The sequence below is a fragment of the Bradyrhizobium oligotrophicum S58 genome (assembly GCF_000344805.1).
GTDB lineage: Bacteria > Pseudomonadota > Alphaproteobacteria > Rhizobiales > Xanthobacteraceae > Bradyrhizobium > Bradyrhizobium oligotrophicum.
On record NC_020453.1, the window covers coordinates 1,311,419 to 1,325,993 of the forward strand.

14 protein-coding genes are annotated in these 14,575 nt (G+C 65.4%); 7 read left to right on the forward strand and 7 right to left on the reverse strand.

Annotated elements, in window-relative coordinates; genetic code table 11:
• Window positions 1-18: 18 nt before the first annotated feature.
• From S58_RS05630 to S58_RS05655, 6 genes are all read left to right on the forward strand, one after another.
• Window positions 19-963, forward strand: coding sequence for a dihydrodipicolinate synthase family protein (locus S58_RS05630; RefSeq protein WP_015664284.1), 945 nt, complete (start codon window positions 19-21; stop codon window positions 961-963).
• Window positions 964-1,038: 75 nt separating this feature from the next.
• A complete protein-coding gene (locus tag S58_RS05635; protein ID WP_015664285.1) occupies window positions 1,039-1,866 on the forward strand; it encodes an ABC transporter ATP-binding protein in 828 nt (275 codons plus the stop codon).
• Window positions 1,859-2,698: an ABC transporter permease gene (locus tag S58_RS05640; protein WP_015664286.1), complete on the forward strand. Its 840-nt coding sequence runs from the start codon at window positions 1,859-1,861 to the stop codon at window positions 2,696-2,698. The genes S58_RS05635 and S58_RS05640 overlap by 8 nt, the downstream gene beginning before the upstream one ends.
• A 21-nt stretch (window positions 2,699-2,719) precedes the next feature.
• Window positions 2,720-3,790, forward strand: a complete 1,071-nt coding sequence (locus S58_RS05645; protein WP_015664287.1) for an ABC transporter substrate-binding protein — start codon at window positions 2,720-2,722, stop codon at window positions 3,788-3,790.
• Window positions 3,787-4,494 carry an SDR family NAD(P)-dependent oxidoreductase gene (locus S58_RS05650; protein WP_015664288.1) on the forward strand — a complete coding sequence of 236 codons (708 nt, stop codon included), beginning with the start codon at window positions 3,787-3,789 and terminating at the stop codon, window positions 4,492-4,494. The genes S58_RS05645 and S58_RS05650 overlap by 4 nt, the downstream gene beginning before the upstream one ends.
• Before the next feature lie 34 nt (window positions 4,495-4,528).
• Complete coding sequence (locus S58_RS05655) at window positions 4,529-5,698, forward strand: mandelate racemase/muconate lactonizing enzyme family protein (protein WP_015664289.1); 1,170 nt, start codon at window positions 4,529-4,531, stop codon at window positions 5,696-5,698.
• Window positions 5,699-5,900: 202 nt separating this feature from the next.
• On the opposite strand, the gene S58_RS05660 is transcribed toward S58_RS05655, so the two are convergent.
• The 5 genes from S58_RS05660 to S58_RS05680 form a co-directional block, all read right to left on the reverse strand.
• The gene (locus S58_RS05660) at window positions 5,901-7,229 is read right to left on the reverse strand and encodes an LLM class flavin-dependent oxidoreductase (RefSeq protein ID WP_015664290.1); all 1,329 of its coding nucleotides are present in this window, start codon (window positions 7,227-7,229) and stop codon (window positions 5,901-5,903) included.
• A 59-nt stretch (window positions 7,230-7,288) separates the two neighbouring features.
• Window positions 7,289-7,579, reverse strand: a complete 291-nt coding sequence (locus S58_RS05665) for a hypothetical protein (RefSeq protein WP_015664291.1) — start codon at window positions 7,577-7,579, stop codon at window positions 7,289-7,291.
• 62 nt (window positions 7,580-7,641) lie between these two features.
• Window positions 7,642-9,132, reverse strand: a complete 1,491-nt coding sequence (locus S58_RS05670) for a sodium:solute symporter family transporter (RefSeq protein WP_015664292.1) — start codon at window positions 9,130-9,132, stop codon at window positions 7,642-7,644.
• 17 nt (window positions 9,133-9,149) lie between these two features.
• On the reverse strand, window positions 9,150-9,674 hold the full coding sequence (locus S58_RS05675) for a flavin reductase family protein (RefSeq protein WP_015664293.1): 525 nt from the start codon (window positions 9,672-9,674) through the stop codon (window positions 9,150-9,152).
• A 187-nt stretch (window positions 9,675-9,861) separates the two neighbouring features.
• Window positions 9,862-10,938 (reverse strand): LLM class flavin-dependent oxidoreductase, encoded by a 1,077-nt coding sequence (locus S58_RS05680; RefSeq protein ID WP_015664294.1) that lies wholly within the window; start codon window positions 10,936-10,938, stop codon window positions 9,862-9,864.
• Window positions 10,939-11,393: 455 nt separating this feature from the next.
• On the opposite strand from S58_RS05680, the gene S58_RS05685 reads away from it, so the two are divergent.
• The gene (locus S58_RS05685; RefSeq protein WP_015664295.1) at window positions 11,394-12,263 is read left to right on the forward strand and encodes a LysR family transcriptional regulator; all 870 of its coding nucleotides are present in this window, start codon (window positions 11,394-11,396) and stop codon (window positions 12,261-12,263) included.
• Window positions 12,264-13,199: 936 nt separating this feature from the next.
• Here the strand turns inward: S58_RS05685 and S58_RS05690 are convergent.
• Both S58_RS05690 and S58_RS05695 read right to left on the reverse strand, forming a co-directional pair.
• Window positions 13,200-13,580 (reverse strand): response regulator, encoded by a 381-nt coding sequence (locus S58_RS05690; protein WP_015664296.1) that lies wholly within the window; start codon window positions 13,578-13,580, stop codon window positions 13,200-13,202.
• A 54-nt stretch (window positions 13,581-13,634) separates the two neighbouring features.
• The gene (locus tag S58_RS05695; protein ID WP_015664297.1) at window positions 13,635-14,495 is read right to left on the reverse strand and encodes an MJ0042-type zinc finger domain-containing protein; all 861 of its coding nucleotides are present in this window, start codon (window positions 14,493-14,495) and stop codon (window positions 13,635-13,637) included.
• Window positions 14,496-14,575 lie beyond the last annotated feature (80 nt).

The window sequence follows — 14,575 nt, forward strand, 5'->3', positions numbered from 1 at the left end:
ACTCACCAGGAGCCCGACATGAGCGTCATGACCAACTTCAAGGGGATCATCCCGGCGATCGCCGTCCCCTTCAATGCCGACCACTCGATCGACGAGGCCGAGCTGTCGCGCTATGCGGCCTGGCTCGGCAAGCGCCGCGGCATCGTCGGCATCATGACCAACGGCCACACGGGCGAAGTGTTCAGCCTCACGGCGAAGGAGCGCGCGGAAGTGACGCGCATCGTCGCCAAGGCGCTCAGCGGCATCTGCCCGACCATCTCCTCGGTGGTCTGCGAGGGCATCAAGGACGGCATCGAGCACGCGCTGATGGCCAAGGAGGCCGGCGCCACCGCGCTCGACATCATGCCGCCGCATCACTGGCTGCGCTTCGGCTTCAAGCGCGAGCACTGCCTGGACTATTTCAGCGCTATCGGTGAAGCCACGAAGCTGCCGCTGATCGTGCACGTCTATCCGGCCTGGACCCGCGCCTCGTTCTCGTCCGAGCTGCTCGCAGAGCTCGCCCGTCTCGATCACGTCCAGGCGTTCAAGATCGGCACCCGCGAGATGAACAAGTACGCCCGCGACATCAAGGCGATCCGCGCGGCGGCGCCGCACAAGGCGCTGTTGACCTGCCACGACGAATATCTGCTGGCATCGATGGTGCAGGGCGTCGATGGCGCGCTGGTCGGCTTCGCTTCGCTGATCCCGGACCTGATCCACGACCTGTTCGCAGCGGTCACCGCCGGCGATCTCAAGCTTGCGATGAAGCTGCAAAGCATGATCGATCCGCTCAAGGACGCCGTGTACGGCGGCGGCGAGCCGACCGGCGAGGCGCATGGCCGCATGAAGGCGGCGATGCAGGTCGCCGGCGTGATCCGCGATGCCACCGTGCGGCCGCCGACGCATGCGCCGAGTGCCGAGGAGATGGCCGCGATCCGTGCCGCGGTCGCCGCGGCCGGATTGACGGTGCAGGCCGCGGCCTGAGCTTTCAACAAACAGACGGCCGGGCCTGGCCCGGCCGTCACCGGCAACAACCAATAATATTCCGGGTGGACGCTCATGCTGATGATGGATGTCGACAATGCACCCCGGCGCGCCACGGCTGCGCCGGACGGCGTGCTGATTGCGATCGACCAGCTGTCCAAGACCTATGTCTCGGCCTCGGGCGCTGCGGTGCATGCGCTGAGCCGGATTTCGCTCGACATCAAGCCGGGCGAGTTCGTCTGCGTCGTCGGTCCCTCCGGCTGCGGCAAGAGCACCCTGCTGCGTCTGCTCGCGGGCCTCGACGGCTACAGCGACGGCCGCCTGCTGCTCGACGGCGAGAAGGTCGAAGGTCCCTCGCGCAAGGTCGGCGTCGTGTTCCAGGCAGCCAACCTGCTGCCGTGGATGACGGTGCGCGACAATGTCGGGCTGCCGCTGCGCGTCGGCGGCAAGCACGCGCCGGCAGGTGACCGCATCGACCGCCTGCTCGCCGTCACCGGCCTTGCCGATTTCGGCGACAAATATCCCTACGAGTTGTCCGGCGGCATGCAGCAGCGTGCCGGCATCTGCCGTGCGCTGGCGCGCGATCCCGAGATCCTTTTGATGGACGAGCCGTTCGGCGCGCTCGACGCGCTGACGCGCGAGCGCCTGAATCTCGAGCTGCAGCGGATCTGGCAGGAGAACCGCAAGACCATCCTGCTGATCACCCACTCGATCTCCGAAGCTATCTTCCTCGCCGACCGCGTCATCGTGATGTCGGCGCGTCCCGGGCGCATTCTCGCTGATCTCCACGTGCCGATCCCGCGGCCGCGGACCTTCGACGACATCGTGCTGCATCCGGACTACGCGCGGCTCGCCAAGGAAGTCCGCGGGCTGCTGAATGCCCAGGAGCACGGCCATGACTGATCTCGCCAACGTCGCCGTTTCAGCCATGTCTCAGAAGCCGGCAAGTCCGCGCCGCCGCGTCAGCCTGGGATCGCCGATCGCCTGGATCGGTCTCGCCGTGCTGATCCTGAGCTGGATCGCCGCAGTCAACCTGCTGAACATTCCATCCTACATCCTGCCCAAGCCCGAAGCCGTGGTTCGCGCGCTGTGGTCGGGGCTCGCGGTCAGTCCGGCCAGCCCGCTCGGCTACTACCTGCCGCTGTGGAGCACGCTCAGCAATGCCGCCGTCGGCTGCGCCATTGGTGTTGGCCTCGGCCTCGTCATCGGCTCGCTGATGGCCGAGGTGGAAGCCATCGAGCGTCTCGTGATGCCGTATGCGTTCGCGCTGCAGAGCCTGCCGAAGGTGGCGATCGCACCGCTGATCGTGATCTGGTTCGGCTTCGGCGACGGCTCCAAGATCGCGATCTCGGCGCTGCTGTCGTTCTTCCCGGTGCTCATCAACAGCTTCACGGGCTTGCGCGCCGTGGAGCCGGAGCGCATCGACCTGATGCGCTCGCTGTCGGCGTCGCGGCTCGAGACCTATCGCATCGTCAAGCTGCCCAACGCGGCGCCCTTCATCTTCGCCGGCCTTGATATGGCGGTGGTGTACGCGCTGCTGGGCGCCATCGTCGCCGAATTCCTCGGCGCGCAGCGCGGCATGGGCGTCGTCATCACCCAGGCCCAGGCCGTCTCCGATGTCGCCGGGGTGTTCGCCGCGCTGATCATTCTCGGCGTGCTCGGCATCGTGCTGCACGGGATCGTGCGCTGGTGCGAGGCCAAGGTCGTGCACTGGGGCGCCAACCGCAAGAAATAAGACAACAGGGAGGAATGGGAGATGGTTTCGCGCAGGTCATTCCTGAAGGGCAGCGCCGGCGCGGCGCTGCTGATGAGCGCCGCGCCGGCCAGGCTGATGGCGGCGGAGGCGCGCAAGATCCGCTTCGGCGTCGGGCTCAAGGCGCTCAACGCCACCGTCATCAATTGCGTGATCGGCGAGGCGCTCGGCTACAACGCGCAGGAAGGTTTTTCGCTCGACGTCCAGGCGCTCGGCACCAACGCCAACGTCCAGGTCGCGACCGATCGCGGCTCGGTGGCGATCGGCGTCGGCGTGCCCTCGACGGCGCTGCCGCTGCTCGCCAAGGGCGAATGGGGCGGCGCCAAAATGTTCTATCAGTACACCTACCCGTACAAGTGGGACATCGCCGTCCCGCCCGGCTCCGCGCTCAAGAGCTACACCGATCTGAAGGGCAAGAAGATCGGGGTCTCCGATTTCGGCGCCACAGAGTACCCGGTCACCAAGAACGTGCTGAAGGCGCTCGGCCTCGATCCGGACAAGGACGTGAGCTGGGTCGCGGTCGGCAACGGCACGCCGGCCGGCGTCGCTCTGCAGCGCGGCGTGATCGATGCGCTCGCCTATTTCGATACGGGCTTTGGCCAGATCGAGGCTGCCGGCATCGAGCTGAGCTATCTGCCGCGGCCGACCACGATCCCGATGGTCGGCGGCCAGTTCCTGATGGCGATGCCGGCGACGTTCGAGAAGGACAGGGATCTCCTGATCGGATTCGGCCGCTCGGTGTGCAAGGCCTCGCAGTTCCTGCTCGCCAATCCTGCTGCCGGTGCCAAGGCCTTCCTCAAGCTCTATCCAGAGACCGCGCCGCGCGGCGCCAGCGAGGACGAGGCGGTCAAGGCTGTCCTGCAATCGATCAGTCGCCGTATCAAGCTGTATGCGCCGCCTTATGCCAATACGAAGATGGGCGCGATCAACGAGCAGGAGTTTCGCACCGAGGCCGCGATGAACGGGCTGGACCTCAAGGACTATGCTGCGCTCTACACCAACGAGCTGATCGACAAGATCAACAACTTCGATGCGGTGAAGGTCAAGGCCGAGGCGGCTGCGTACAAGGGATGAGCAACCAGGATCACGACAGCAGATCCGGTCTCCGCCACGCGGTGGTGACCGGAACGAGCTCGGGCATCGGCCACGCCATCGCCGATCGCCTGCTGGCTGGCGGCTGGCACGTGACCGGTATCGACCGAGCGCCGTCGGCGTTGACCCATGCGGGCTTCGAGGGTCTGCAGGCCGATCTGTCTGAACCGCATGCGCTGGTCGCACGCCTGGCAGAGATCGAGCGTGTGACGGCGCTCGTCCACGCCGCCGGCTACATGCGCGTCGGCCGGCTCGGCGAGCTCGCGCCCGACAATGGCGAGGGCATGTGGCGCGTCCATGTCGGCGCCGCCGAAGCGCTCGCCAATGCGCTGGCGCCTGATATGACCGAGGGCGGGCGCATCGTCCTGATCGGCAGCCGCACCGCCAATGGCGCGGCCGGCCGCAGCCAATATGCAGCGACGAAGGCCGCGCTCACCGGACTAGCGCGGTCCTGGGCGATCGAGCTGGCGCCGCGCCGCATCACCGTCAACGTCATTGCGCCGGCCGCCACCGACACGCCGTTCCTGCGCGATCCGAGCCGCGCCGACACCGCGCCGGTGCTGCCGCCGATGGGCCGCTTCGTCGATCCCACTGAAGTCGCCGCGCTCACCGCCTTCCTGCTGTCGCCCGAGGCGGCCGCCATCACCGGACAGACCATCACCATCTGCGCAGGCGCCTCGCTCTGAAGCGGCGCGTGCGACCACGACCAGGAGAACACCAATGACCGTCCGTATCGTCGACGTCCGCGAGGTGACGAAGCCGATCTCGTCGCCGATCCGCAACGCCTATATCGACTTCACCAAGATGACGTCGAGCCTCGTCGCGGTCATCACCAATGTCGAGCGCCAGGGGCGTCCCGTCGTCGGCTACGGCTTCAACTCCAACGGCCGCTACGGCCAGGGCGGGCTGATCCGCGAGCGCTTTCGCGCACGCCTGCTCGAGGCAGACCCGGCGTCGCTGCTGGATGCCACCAAGGACAACATCGATCCCGACAAGGCCTGGGCGGCGATGATGAGCAACGAGAAGCCGGGCGGCCACGGCGAGCGCTCGGTCGCGGTCGGCACGCTCGACATGGCGATCTGGGACGCGGTCGCGAAGATTGCCGACAAGCCGTTGTTTCGCCTGCTCGCCGAGCGCCACGACCGCAAGGCCGATCCGCGCGTGTTCGTCTACGCCGCCGGCGGCTACTACTATCCCGGCAAGGATCTCTCGGCGCTGCGCCGGGAGATGCGCGGCTATCTCGAGCGCGGCTACAATGTCGTCAAGATGAAGATCGGCGGCGCGCCGGTCGACGAGGATCGCCAGCGCATCGAAGCGGTGCTCGCCGAGATCGGCCCGAACAACCAGCTCGCCGTCGACGCCAATGGCCGTTTCGACCTGGAGACCGCGATCGCCTACGCCAAGATGCTGCGCGACTATCCGCTGTTCTGGTACGAGGAAGCCGGCGATCCGCTCGACTATCACCTGCAGGCAACGCTCGCCGACTACTATCCCGGCCCGATGGCCACCGGCGAGAACCTGTTCAGCCATCAGGACGCCCGCAACCTGATCCGCTACGGCGGCATGCGCCCGGACCGCGACTGGCTGCAGTTCGACTGCGCGCTGTCCTACGGCCTGTGCGAGTATCTGCGCACGCTCGATGTGCTGAAGACCTACGGCTGGTCGCCGTCCCGCTGCATCCCGCATGGCGGCCACCAGATGTCGCTTAACATCGCCGCCGGCCTTGGCCTCGGCGGCAATGAGAGCTACCCCGATCTGTTCCAGCCCTATGGCGGCTTTCCCGATGGCGTCAAGGTCATCGACGGCCACATCACCATGCCCGATCTTCCCGGCATCGGCTTCGAAGGCAAGTCGGATCTTTATGCGGAGATGCGTGCGCTGAGCGCGTGAGCGCGCATCAAAGGGCCGAACTGCAAATTGTTTCACCGTCATGCCCGGGCTTGTCCCGCCTGCGCGGCTGAAGCCGCTTCGGCGCGGCGAAGGCCCGGGCATCCACGTGGCTCTCGAAATGCCGAACGACGTGGATGGCCGGGACAAGCCCGGCCATGACGGCATCACCAAGGGCGATCGCGCAGGTCCGAGGAGCCGCTCGTCAATCCTCCAGCAAATTCTCCCGCAACGTCGCGCCCGTATACTGCGTCCTGAACCTGCCGCGGCGCTGCAGCTCGGGGACGACGAGATCGGCGAACTCCTCGAAACAGCCCGGTGTGTAGGTCGCAGCGAGCATGAAGCCGTCGGCACCGCCGTCGTCCATGTAGTGCTCCATCTGGTCGGCGATGTCCTTGGCGGTGCCGACCGCGACCGGCATGCCCATGCCCTGCGCGTAGATCATCGCGGCCTCCTTCACCGTGACCGGCGCGCCGCCCTTGGCATAGATGATCGATTCGAACAGGCCCTGGATACCCGGCACCTCGATGTTCTGCACGATCGCATCGCCATCGAATTTGGAGAAGTCGAGCCCGAAATGGCCGGACATCCAGGCCAGCGCGCCCTCCGGCGGAATGCATTCCTTGATCCGCGCATATTTCTCCTGCGCTTCGGCGCGCGTCTCGGCGACCACGGTCTGCAGGCCATAGATCAGTTTCACCGAGCCCGGCTTGCGGTCGAACTTGCCGGCGAGCCGCTCGTTCAGATCGCTGGCATATTGCTTCATGCGGTCGACGTTGGGATGCACGGCAAAGATCGCCTCGGCATGCTTGGCGGCGAAGTCGCGGCCCTGGTTGGACGAGCCGGCCTGCCACAGCACCGGGCGTCCCTGCGGCGACGGCGCGCAGAAGTGCCGGCCGTGGCACTTGTAGTATTTGCCCTCGTGATGGACGACCTTGATCTTGGCGGGATCGGCATAGATGCCCGAAACCTTGTCGGCGATGATCGCGTCCGGCTCCCAGGAATCCCACAGCTGATAGCAGACCTCCATGTACTCCTCGAGCCGGTCGTAGCGGCCGCTGCGCTCGGTCATGGTGTGGCCATAAGCGTCCCACTCGCTCTTGGAGTAGGACGACACGATGTTCCAGGCGACGCGTCCGCCCGAGAGATGATCGAGGCTCGAGAGCCTGCGACACATCGAATAGGGATGCTCGAACGCCGTCGACAGGGTGACGCCGACGCCGAGATGCCTGGTGGCGGCGGTGATGATCGGCACGATGGTCGAGGGCTCGTGGGTCGGGCACTGCACCGCCCATTTCACGATCGCGTCGGAGCTGTCCTCATGGGTGTTGTAGGGCGCGAGCTCGTCGGCGATGAACATGGCGTCGAACATCCCGCGTTCCATGGTGCGCGCCATGTGCTGCCAGTATTCCGGCCGGGCGAAATCCCAGCCGATCTTGTCCTTGACGTGGCGCCACATGCCGGTGGCGTGGCTGTTGACGCCGTGCTGGATGAATCCCAGAAGATGCGCCTTCTTCTTCGTGGTGGTCGTCATGCAATGCTCTCCTTGCGTCCGGAACTCATCCAGTCGGTCATGAACTTCGGTCTTAGTGATCAGGCGCCCTTCTGCTCGACGAAGAACGCGAGTCCGCATCCCGCCGCCGTCACCAGCGCGAGCAGCGGGCCGGCATAGATCATCGCCGGGCTGAAGCCGGCGCCGGCGATGATGACCGCCGAGGCGATCACCGACAGCGCAGCGAGGCTGCCGTATTGGTAGTCGGGAACATCGGTCGGCTCCGGCGCACCGCTGCGATATTCGGCGATGGCGTTCTGCAGGCCGCGCCAGAATCCGGCGAGGAAGAACAGGGTGACGAGAATGCCGACGATGGTGATCAGGACGTACATGGCTGGCTCCTTTGGGATATCGAGGGGGAGGGCGCGCCGAGGATTCGGCGCGTCCCGCGTAACTATTCGGCCGGCGCCGAGACTTCGTCACCGACGCGCCGCAGGCCGGCGAGGTCGAAGTCCTTGCCGCCGATCAGGCCCGCGATGACGACGGTGAGGCCGCTGATGGCCAGGATCGACAGCGTCCCTATCAGCTCGCCCGCCGTCGCATAGATCGGCATGCCCACGGCGATGGCCAGCGCAATGCCGCCGACGAAGCCGACCATGTTGGTCTTCGGCCACAGGATAGACAGCACCAGCGGCAGCAGGATCGAGGTCTTCAGCGCATAGGTCGTCAGCACCAAGGTCGTGAAGTCGAGGCCCGACAGCACGATCAGCGTGGCCACGATGCCGCCGAGCAGCACCGAGAGCTTGGTGATCACGAACAGGTTGCTCTCGGAGGTCTGCGGGAAGTATCGCTTGACGATGTCGACGGCGACGACGGAGGACAGTGCAGCGCTGGCGCCGTCGATGGTCGAGTAGCAGGCGGCGAGGATGACGAGCACGTAGAGCAGGACAAGCGTCAGTCCGAGGCCGATATGCGACACGATGTAGGGGCCGACGGCGACGATGTCGCCGCCGAAATCCGCGGGTTTCAGGCCGTAGGCAATGCCGACCAGGCCGAGCATGCCCAGGCAGATCGGAATGGGATAGAACAGCGCGCCCGACCACAGGAACACGCGGCCCACGTCACGGCTCTTGATCGCCCACACCTTCTGCCAGAAGGTCTGGTCCGAGACCGTGGCGGCGAGCAGGCCGAACGCCAGCGTGATGCCGAAACCTGCGGCCGCGTCCGGACGCAGGACCGAGAGGTTGCGGGCATCGGCGGCGCCCGCTGCTGTGAAGACGGCTTCCGATCCGCCCGGGATCACGGCATACACCGCCGCCACCACGATCGCGGCCGGCACCGTGATCATCAGCGTGTTGAGCGTTCCCGTCATCACGCTGGTCCACAATCCTCCGAAATAGGAATAGGCGAGCACGCAGATGATGCCGACGACGGTCGCGACCTTCCAGTCGATTCCGAACACCGTCGAGATGACGACGGACGTGCCCTTCAGATTGATCAGGATCTCCAGGATGATGCCGAAGATCATCGTCACGGTCACGATCGCGGTCGCGGCTTTCGACCTGCTGAACCGATACTCGATGAACTCGGAGATCGTGTAGCCCTCCGGCATGTTCTTGCGCAGGATGCGGGCGAACGGGATCATCGCCATCACGGCGAAGCCGTTGGGCACCACGAACCAGAACAGGCCGGACAGGCCCCATTGATAGGTCATTGCGGAGCTCATCATCACCGCCATGGCCCAGGTCCAGACGGCGATCACCGAGCCGACGCCGAAGCCGAAGCCGACGCGGCGGTCGGCGATGATGAAGTCGTGGGTGTTTCGAACGAGCAGGGTCTTCACGGCATAGGACAGGGCGAGTGAGAACAGGCCCAGTCCGATCATCGACGCAAACCCGAGGGTCGGCGTCAGACTTGGCATCGCGGCAAAGATAGACTTGTCCATTGCGATAACTCCGGGGTTCAGGAACTCTGGTGAATCGTGTGATAGTTGCGGGCGTGGTAGAGCAGCGGCGTGCCGCCGCCGGCGGCCTGCGCCGAGTGGATGTCGCAGAGCACGATGGCATGGTCGCCGGATGGGATCAGGTCGACGATATCCGCGCTGAGATGTCCGAGAGCCCCGGCGATCAGCGGCGCACGATGAGTCCCGCCGATAAGTTCCACATCGTCGTAGGACCCCGGCGCGAGCTTGCTCGCGAACCTGTCGGACAGCTCCCGCTGTCCGGAGGTGAGGATCGATATGCCTACGCTCATGCCGGTGCTGAGCGAGGCGTAGCTCCGGCTGCTTTGAGCGACGCAGAACAGCACGCGAGGCGGCACCAACGAAACGGACGTCACCGATGTGGCGGTGAAGCCATGGAGGTTGCCGCCGCGCCAGAACGTCACGACCGAAACGCCGGATGCGAGCTGACTGAACACGTCCCTGAAGGCGCGTTTGAGTTCGTCCGCAGACGTGGGAACAGAAGCCTCTCCTTCGACGACGCTCATGACATCCAACCTTCAGCAAGCTGAATCATTCGATCCGAGATCGCAACGGACTGCGCGAAATAAGAATGTTCTGTGCGATCGCGCGAGGCTCGCGGAAAAATCACCCACCGCACCCGCAGGCAGCGAAAGTCGCGTGCCACGATCGGTGTAGTCCATCGAACCTGCGTGATGCTCACTTCGGTGAGGCTCATGACATCTGACCTTCGAAGGCGAGTAGTCGATTGTCCCGCAGCGGCCTGATCACCTGCTTCATGAAAGGCCCGGCATCCCGCATCGGGTCGTCGAACTGGCAGACGATGCGATCGAGGCCCATCGCCTGCAGCCTGGGGATGCGATTGCGGATGTCCTCGAAGGAACCGATCAGGCCGAGTTCGAAGCCGGCATTGGAATCGACCATCTGCTCCTCGCCGAGCGCGGCCCAGGCGGCGGCGCCGGAGCTGCCGATGACCTTGCGGAAAAAGTCGATCGTCTGAGCGTTGCGACGTCCGACCACCGTCTTCCAGCGCTGCTGCGCCTGCTCGGTCGTCTCCGTGGCGATGACATAGGCATTGGCTGCGACCAGGAGCGTCCGGCCCCAGCTGTTGGCTTCCTGCCGCACCGCCTCGATGCGCCGCTTCAGCTCCTCATCGCCCATGCCGTTGAGGAACAGGCAATGGCCCCATTCCGCCGCCATCTGCATGGCACGGTCGGAGTGGCCCGCGATCCAGACCTCGGGCAGAGCATTCTGGTCCAGGCCGTAGGTGGGCGGCTGCTTGATCTCGATTGACTGCGCCTCTCCCGGCAGAGCGTCGGTTTCGACGATCTCGGCGGGCGGCTGGAACAGGCCATAGAGCGTGCGCAGGAATTCGCCCGCGCGATCGTAGCGCCCGTTGTGATCCAGCCAGTCGACGCCGGACAGATCGAACTCCTCCTTCCACCAGCCGCACACGATGTTCATGCCGAGCCTGCGCTCCGCGATCTTCGACAATGTGTCGAGCATGCGCGCGACGAGGAAGGGCGAGCGGAAGCCGGGCTTGATGGCGCCGCAAAGCCCGACCTTGCTGGTGACGGCGGCGATCGCTGCCAGAATGCTCCAGGCGTCGGCGACGCTCTCGCTCGGACCATGGATGCAGTTGAGCAGGTTCTCCGAGGCGTAGAGGAAGTCGAACCCGAGCGCCTCGGCCTGCTGGGCGATGGCGAGACAGGCGGCGACGTCAGGCCCGGTCGGTGCGTCCAGCGAACGCAGCCAGCCGCCATAGACCGGGAGCCAGATGCCGAACTCCATCAGGCGACCTCGCGTGCTGTGTAGGAGGCTCGCGGAGCACGATCGTGGATCGATGCGTCGTCGGCCGGTGTCGCAGAAGTAGCAGGCGGCATGTCCTTGCTGTCCTCGCTCGAAAACCTCGTGCGAAGTAATTAGCAAGCGTCCTGCCAAGACGGGCCGCGCGCAGGCGCTCGGCGCTTGTGCTGAAAATAACAGCGTAATTGATCGATAATGCGTCCTGAAATGCCTGCCGTGAAAGCAGTTCAGAACTACTTATTCATTCAGTTTATGCGCACTGAAGTGTATGAATGATACGGCGCCGCTTTTGATGTTGGTCCCTGCAAGGATGAAACGAATTCATCGAAAGCCATGGGAGTGACTGGTTTGACGGCATCCCGGCTCGGGAACTGGTTCGAATTTGTCCGTGGGAGCGCATTCGGCGGCGAGCCGGATGTCGCCGAGGCCCAGGAGAGTCCATGACCTTCGAGCAAATGAGGATCTTCCTCGAAGCCGCTCATTTCGGCAGCTTCACCCATGCGGCGGAGCGGCTCGGTCTCACCCAATCGGCGGTCAGCGTCTCCATCAAGAAGCTCGAGGAGAAGCTCGACGTTCCCTTGTTCGACCGCTCGGGTCGCAGGCTTTTGCTGACCGAAGCGGGGCAGGTTCTGCTGAACGAGGCCGAACGGATCCTCCGTGACGTCGAACTGACGATGCGCCGCGTCGAAGGCCGCCGTCCCCTCTCGCCCTCCGCGCTCGTTGCTTGCACCGCGAACGCCTACGACTTCTGGATGCCGCAAATGCTGGCGCGGGAGAATGGCTCCGGCGCGCATGGTGTGGACCTCATCCGGGGAGGCGTCAACGAGGTCGCCGCCTATGTCATGCGCGGAACGGCCGACGCCGGAGTGACCAGCGCGATGCCGAGCCATCCTCAGTTCCAGCAGGTCGCGGTGTTCGCGGACCGGCTGGTGCTCTGCGGTCACCCGGAGCGTGCGCGAGAGGTGCCTGATGATCTCGGTTGGAAGGCGCTCGCTGAGCAGGCGCCTTTGCTGTGGGAGCACGGCGAACTGACGCCGACGCTGGTCGCGGCTCTCGCCTCCCACCGCGTCGAGGCCGATCGCGTGGCGCATCCCGTGCTGAGGCTGTCATCGAGCACGGCCGTGATCTCGGCGCTGCTCGGCGGCCGTTACATCGGCTTCGTCTCAGACCGCGCCGCACAGCCGTGGCTGTCGTCGGGACGGCTCGTCCGCATCGGCGCGCTGGAAATTCCGGTTCGCTATTGGCTGTTCGGTCTGCGCGAGCACAATATCGACCGCTTCGTGTCCCTGTTCGGCGGGCGCGTAGAGTAAGCGATCGGAAGCGTCGGCTGAGTGTGGGATGTCGCGCACGACGGGCAATCCAATCATGACAGCTCTGCGCAAACTGCCCGTCGAGCCAGTTTGTCGCAGCGTGAGCCCTTGTGTCGTCGGGCAAATCAGGACGATGTTTCCGCGCATCCCGCCTCACTCGGAGGGGCGTTGCGCGCGATCGTCACGACACGCGAGGCGGGGAGGCGATGGCCGCGAGGTGCCGCAGCGTAGCTTGCTACGCGGACGAACGGCAGCTTGCGGACGTGAAGTCGTGTGGTCCTGATCTCCCGGTGCCGAGGTCAAGTCGACGCCAGCGCTTGATGCGCTGCGTTGACGACGGGGGCAATCAAGCCGGTCCCCGGGGAGAGCGCGAAGTAAGCGTTAAGACTGTCGCGCAGGGAATGCCGGATGATCGGCAGCACCTGTGGTACCTGCCGCCTGCATTTTTTCGCAGGCGGGCCATGGGTGAGGCCTTCACCCGGCATTCCCTGCGCCCTCCGACCTGAGGAGGGCGACAACGACCGGCAAAGCTCGGGCAAGATCTGCCGCGGGAATGCGAACGCGTGCAACCGCGTGAATTAGGAGACGAGATGCCCGCCCCGCAATGACGGATGAGAGAGGGTTCATCTCCTCTCGACGAACATTCGCGAGGCGCAAAGCGAGAGTGGAATCCTCGCACTCGCGACACACTCCAATGTCGTCCCGGGCAAGCCGTCAGCGCGCGTAAGCGCGGTGGCGGCGCCGACCCGGGATCCACAGGGAGGTGGGATTGAGCACGATGGAGGACCAGCAACGCGTCTCAAGGACCGCCGGTGGTTATGGGTCCCGGCGTTCGCCGGGACGAGAGCGGAAAGTGGAGCGCCATCGAGGATCACTGCGAACAGTCCACGCAGCCGGTGATGCGACACGCTGGCGGTGCCGCACGATCCGCACGACCTAAGTCTTCGCCGCCTTCGACGCCAGCGCGTCGGCGACGGCGGTCCGGATGTCGGCGATCGAGAACGGCTTGGTGATGACGTCATGAGCGATGGCGCTGAGATTCGATGCCCGCTCGCGCTGATGGGCAAAGCCGGTCATCAGCAGGATGGTGAGGTCAGGAAAATCACGCGCGGCCGACAGTGCCAGGGCAATGCCATCCATGATCGGCATCTGGATGTCGGTCAGCAGCAGGTCGAAGGCGCCATTCTCGCGGGTGAGGATGTCGAGGGCCTCGGCGCCATCCTGCGCCGTCACGGTGTCATGACCGTCCATCGCAATGGCGCGCGCGACCAGCGTCCGCATCGATTCTTCGTCGTCGGCGATCAGGACGCGCGACATGCCGTTTCGTCTCCGTCTCGTGGGCCCCGCGGGCGACCCACGAGACCACAATCATCATGCACTGCCGGCGGCCAGATCGCGCCGGTTGAAGAACCGTATATCGATATTGCGGCCTTCGGGAGGGGGCGAGGCCAGACGCGACTTGAACACGGTGCGCTCGCCCGGCTTCAGCATGGTCTGTTCGAGCAGCGCGTTCCAGGCGTAGATCTCGGTGCCCTGCGCGTCACGGACGCTGAAGCGGAGCCGGGGCAGGTCGACCGGTTTCTTCGTCAGGCTGACGATCGTCCCTTCGATCACCAGCACCGGCTTGCCGTCGACGGTTTCGGTCGCCACCTTCAGGTCCTTGAAGGAGAGGCCGCGCAGGTTCACCTCGAGCCCGACCAGCTTGTAGAACGAGGCCGTCTGGGGCATCAGCCTGACCACGTCGGCACGCCATACCACCAGCGCAATCGTGAGCACCGCCATGGCAGCCGTCAGCACCGGCAGGTTCAACACCCTCTTGCCTGGGAAATCCGGCAAAGCCGGGCGCCTGAGGAGCCTGCCGAGACCGGCGAGACGCGAGGCCCTGCTCTCTGCCGGCTGCTCGGCCGCTTCGGTGTCGTCGTCGGACTCCGCGAGCGCGTCCTCGGGCCAGCCGGCGGCCAGGGGCGGACTATCCACCTCGGGCGGCCGTTCGTCGTCATCGCCCTCTCGGGCGAGGGCTTCCCACTCGTCGGCTGCGTCGCGCGGCGCGGATATCGCCCCGGCCCCGGCCTCGGCCATGGCCGGCAGCGGTGCCGGAGCCTCGACCGCGTCCTCGGGATGCGCCAGCCAGACCTCCTTGCAACGGGAGCAGCGTACGCTGCGGCCAGCCATACCAAGGGTTGCCAGATCGATGGCATAAGATGTCGCACAATGGGGGCAAACGATGAACATCGCGCCTGTTCTCCAACGGCCATTGCCGCTTTGTTTCCGACAGTTCGTGCTACAAGGACCGCCATGTCGACGAACTTCGG

Excerpts from the sequence above, each read along its gene's own strand:
- S58_RS05630 (WP_015664284.1), top strand. The coding sequence starts at position 19 with ATGAGCGTCATGACCAACTTCAAGGGGATCATCCCGGCGATCGCCGTC.
- S58_RS05635 (WP_015664285.1), top strand. The coding sequence starts at position 1,039 with ATGCTGATGATGGATGTCGACAATGCACCCCGGCGCGCCACGGCTGCG.
- S58_RS05640 (WP_015664286.1), top strand. The coding sequence starts at position 1,859 with ATGACTGATCTCGCCAACGTCGCCGTTTCAGCCATGTCTCAGAAGCCG.
- S58_RS05645 (WP_015664287.1), top strand. The coding sequence starts at position 2,720 with ATGGTTTCGCGCAGGTCATTCCTGAAGGGCAGCGCCGGCGCGGCGCTG.
- S58_RS05650 (WP_015664288.1), top strand. The coding sequence starts at position 3,787 with ATGAGCAACCAGGATCACGACAGCAGATCCGGTCTCCGCCACGCGGTG.
- S58_RS05655 (WP_015664289.1), top strand. The coding sequence starts at position 4,529 with ATGACCGTCCGTATCGTCGACGTCCGCGAGGTGACGAAGCCGATCTCG.
- S58_RS05660 (WP_015664290.1), bottom strand. The coding sequence starts at position 7,229 with ATGACGACCACCACGAAGAAGAAGGCGCATCTTCTGGGATTCATCCAG.
- S58_RS05665 (WP_015664291.1), bottom strand. The coding sequence starts at position 7,579 with ATGTACGTCCTGATCACCATCGTCGGCATTCTCGTCACCCTGTTCTTC.
- S58_RS05670 (WP_015664292.1), bottom strand. The coding sequence starts at position 9,132 with ATGGACAAGTCTATCTTTGCCGCGATGCCAAGTCTGACGCCGACCCTC.
- S58_RS05675 (WP_015664293.1), bottom strand. The coding sequence starts at position 9,674 with ATGAGCGTCGTCGAAGGAGAGGCTTCTGTTCCCACGTCTGCGGACGAA.
- S58_RS05680 (WP_015664294.1), bottom strand. The coding sequence starts at position 10,938 with ATGGAGTTCGGCATCTGGCTCCCGGTCTATGGCGGCTGGCTGCGTTCG.
- S58_RS05685 (WP_015664295.1), top strand. The coding sequence starts at position 11,394 with ATGACCTTCGAGCAAATGAGGATCTTCCTCGAAGCCGCTCATTTCGGC.
- S58_RS05690 (WP_015664296.1), bottom strand. The coding sequence starts at position 13,580 with ATGTCGCGCGTCCTGATCGCCGACGACGAAGAATCGATGCGGACGCTG.
- S58_RS05695 (WP_015664297.1), bottom strand. The coding sequence starts at position 14,495 with ATGTTCATCGTTTGCCCCCATTGTGCGACATCTTATGCCATCGATCTG.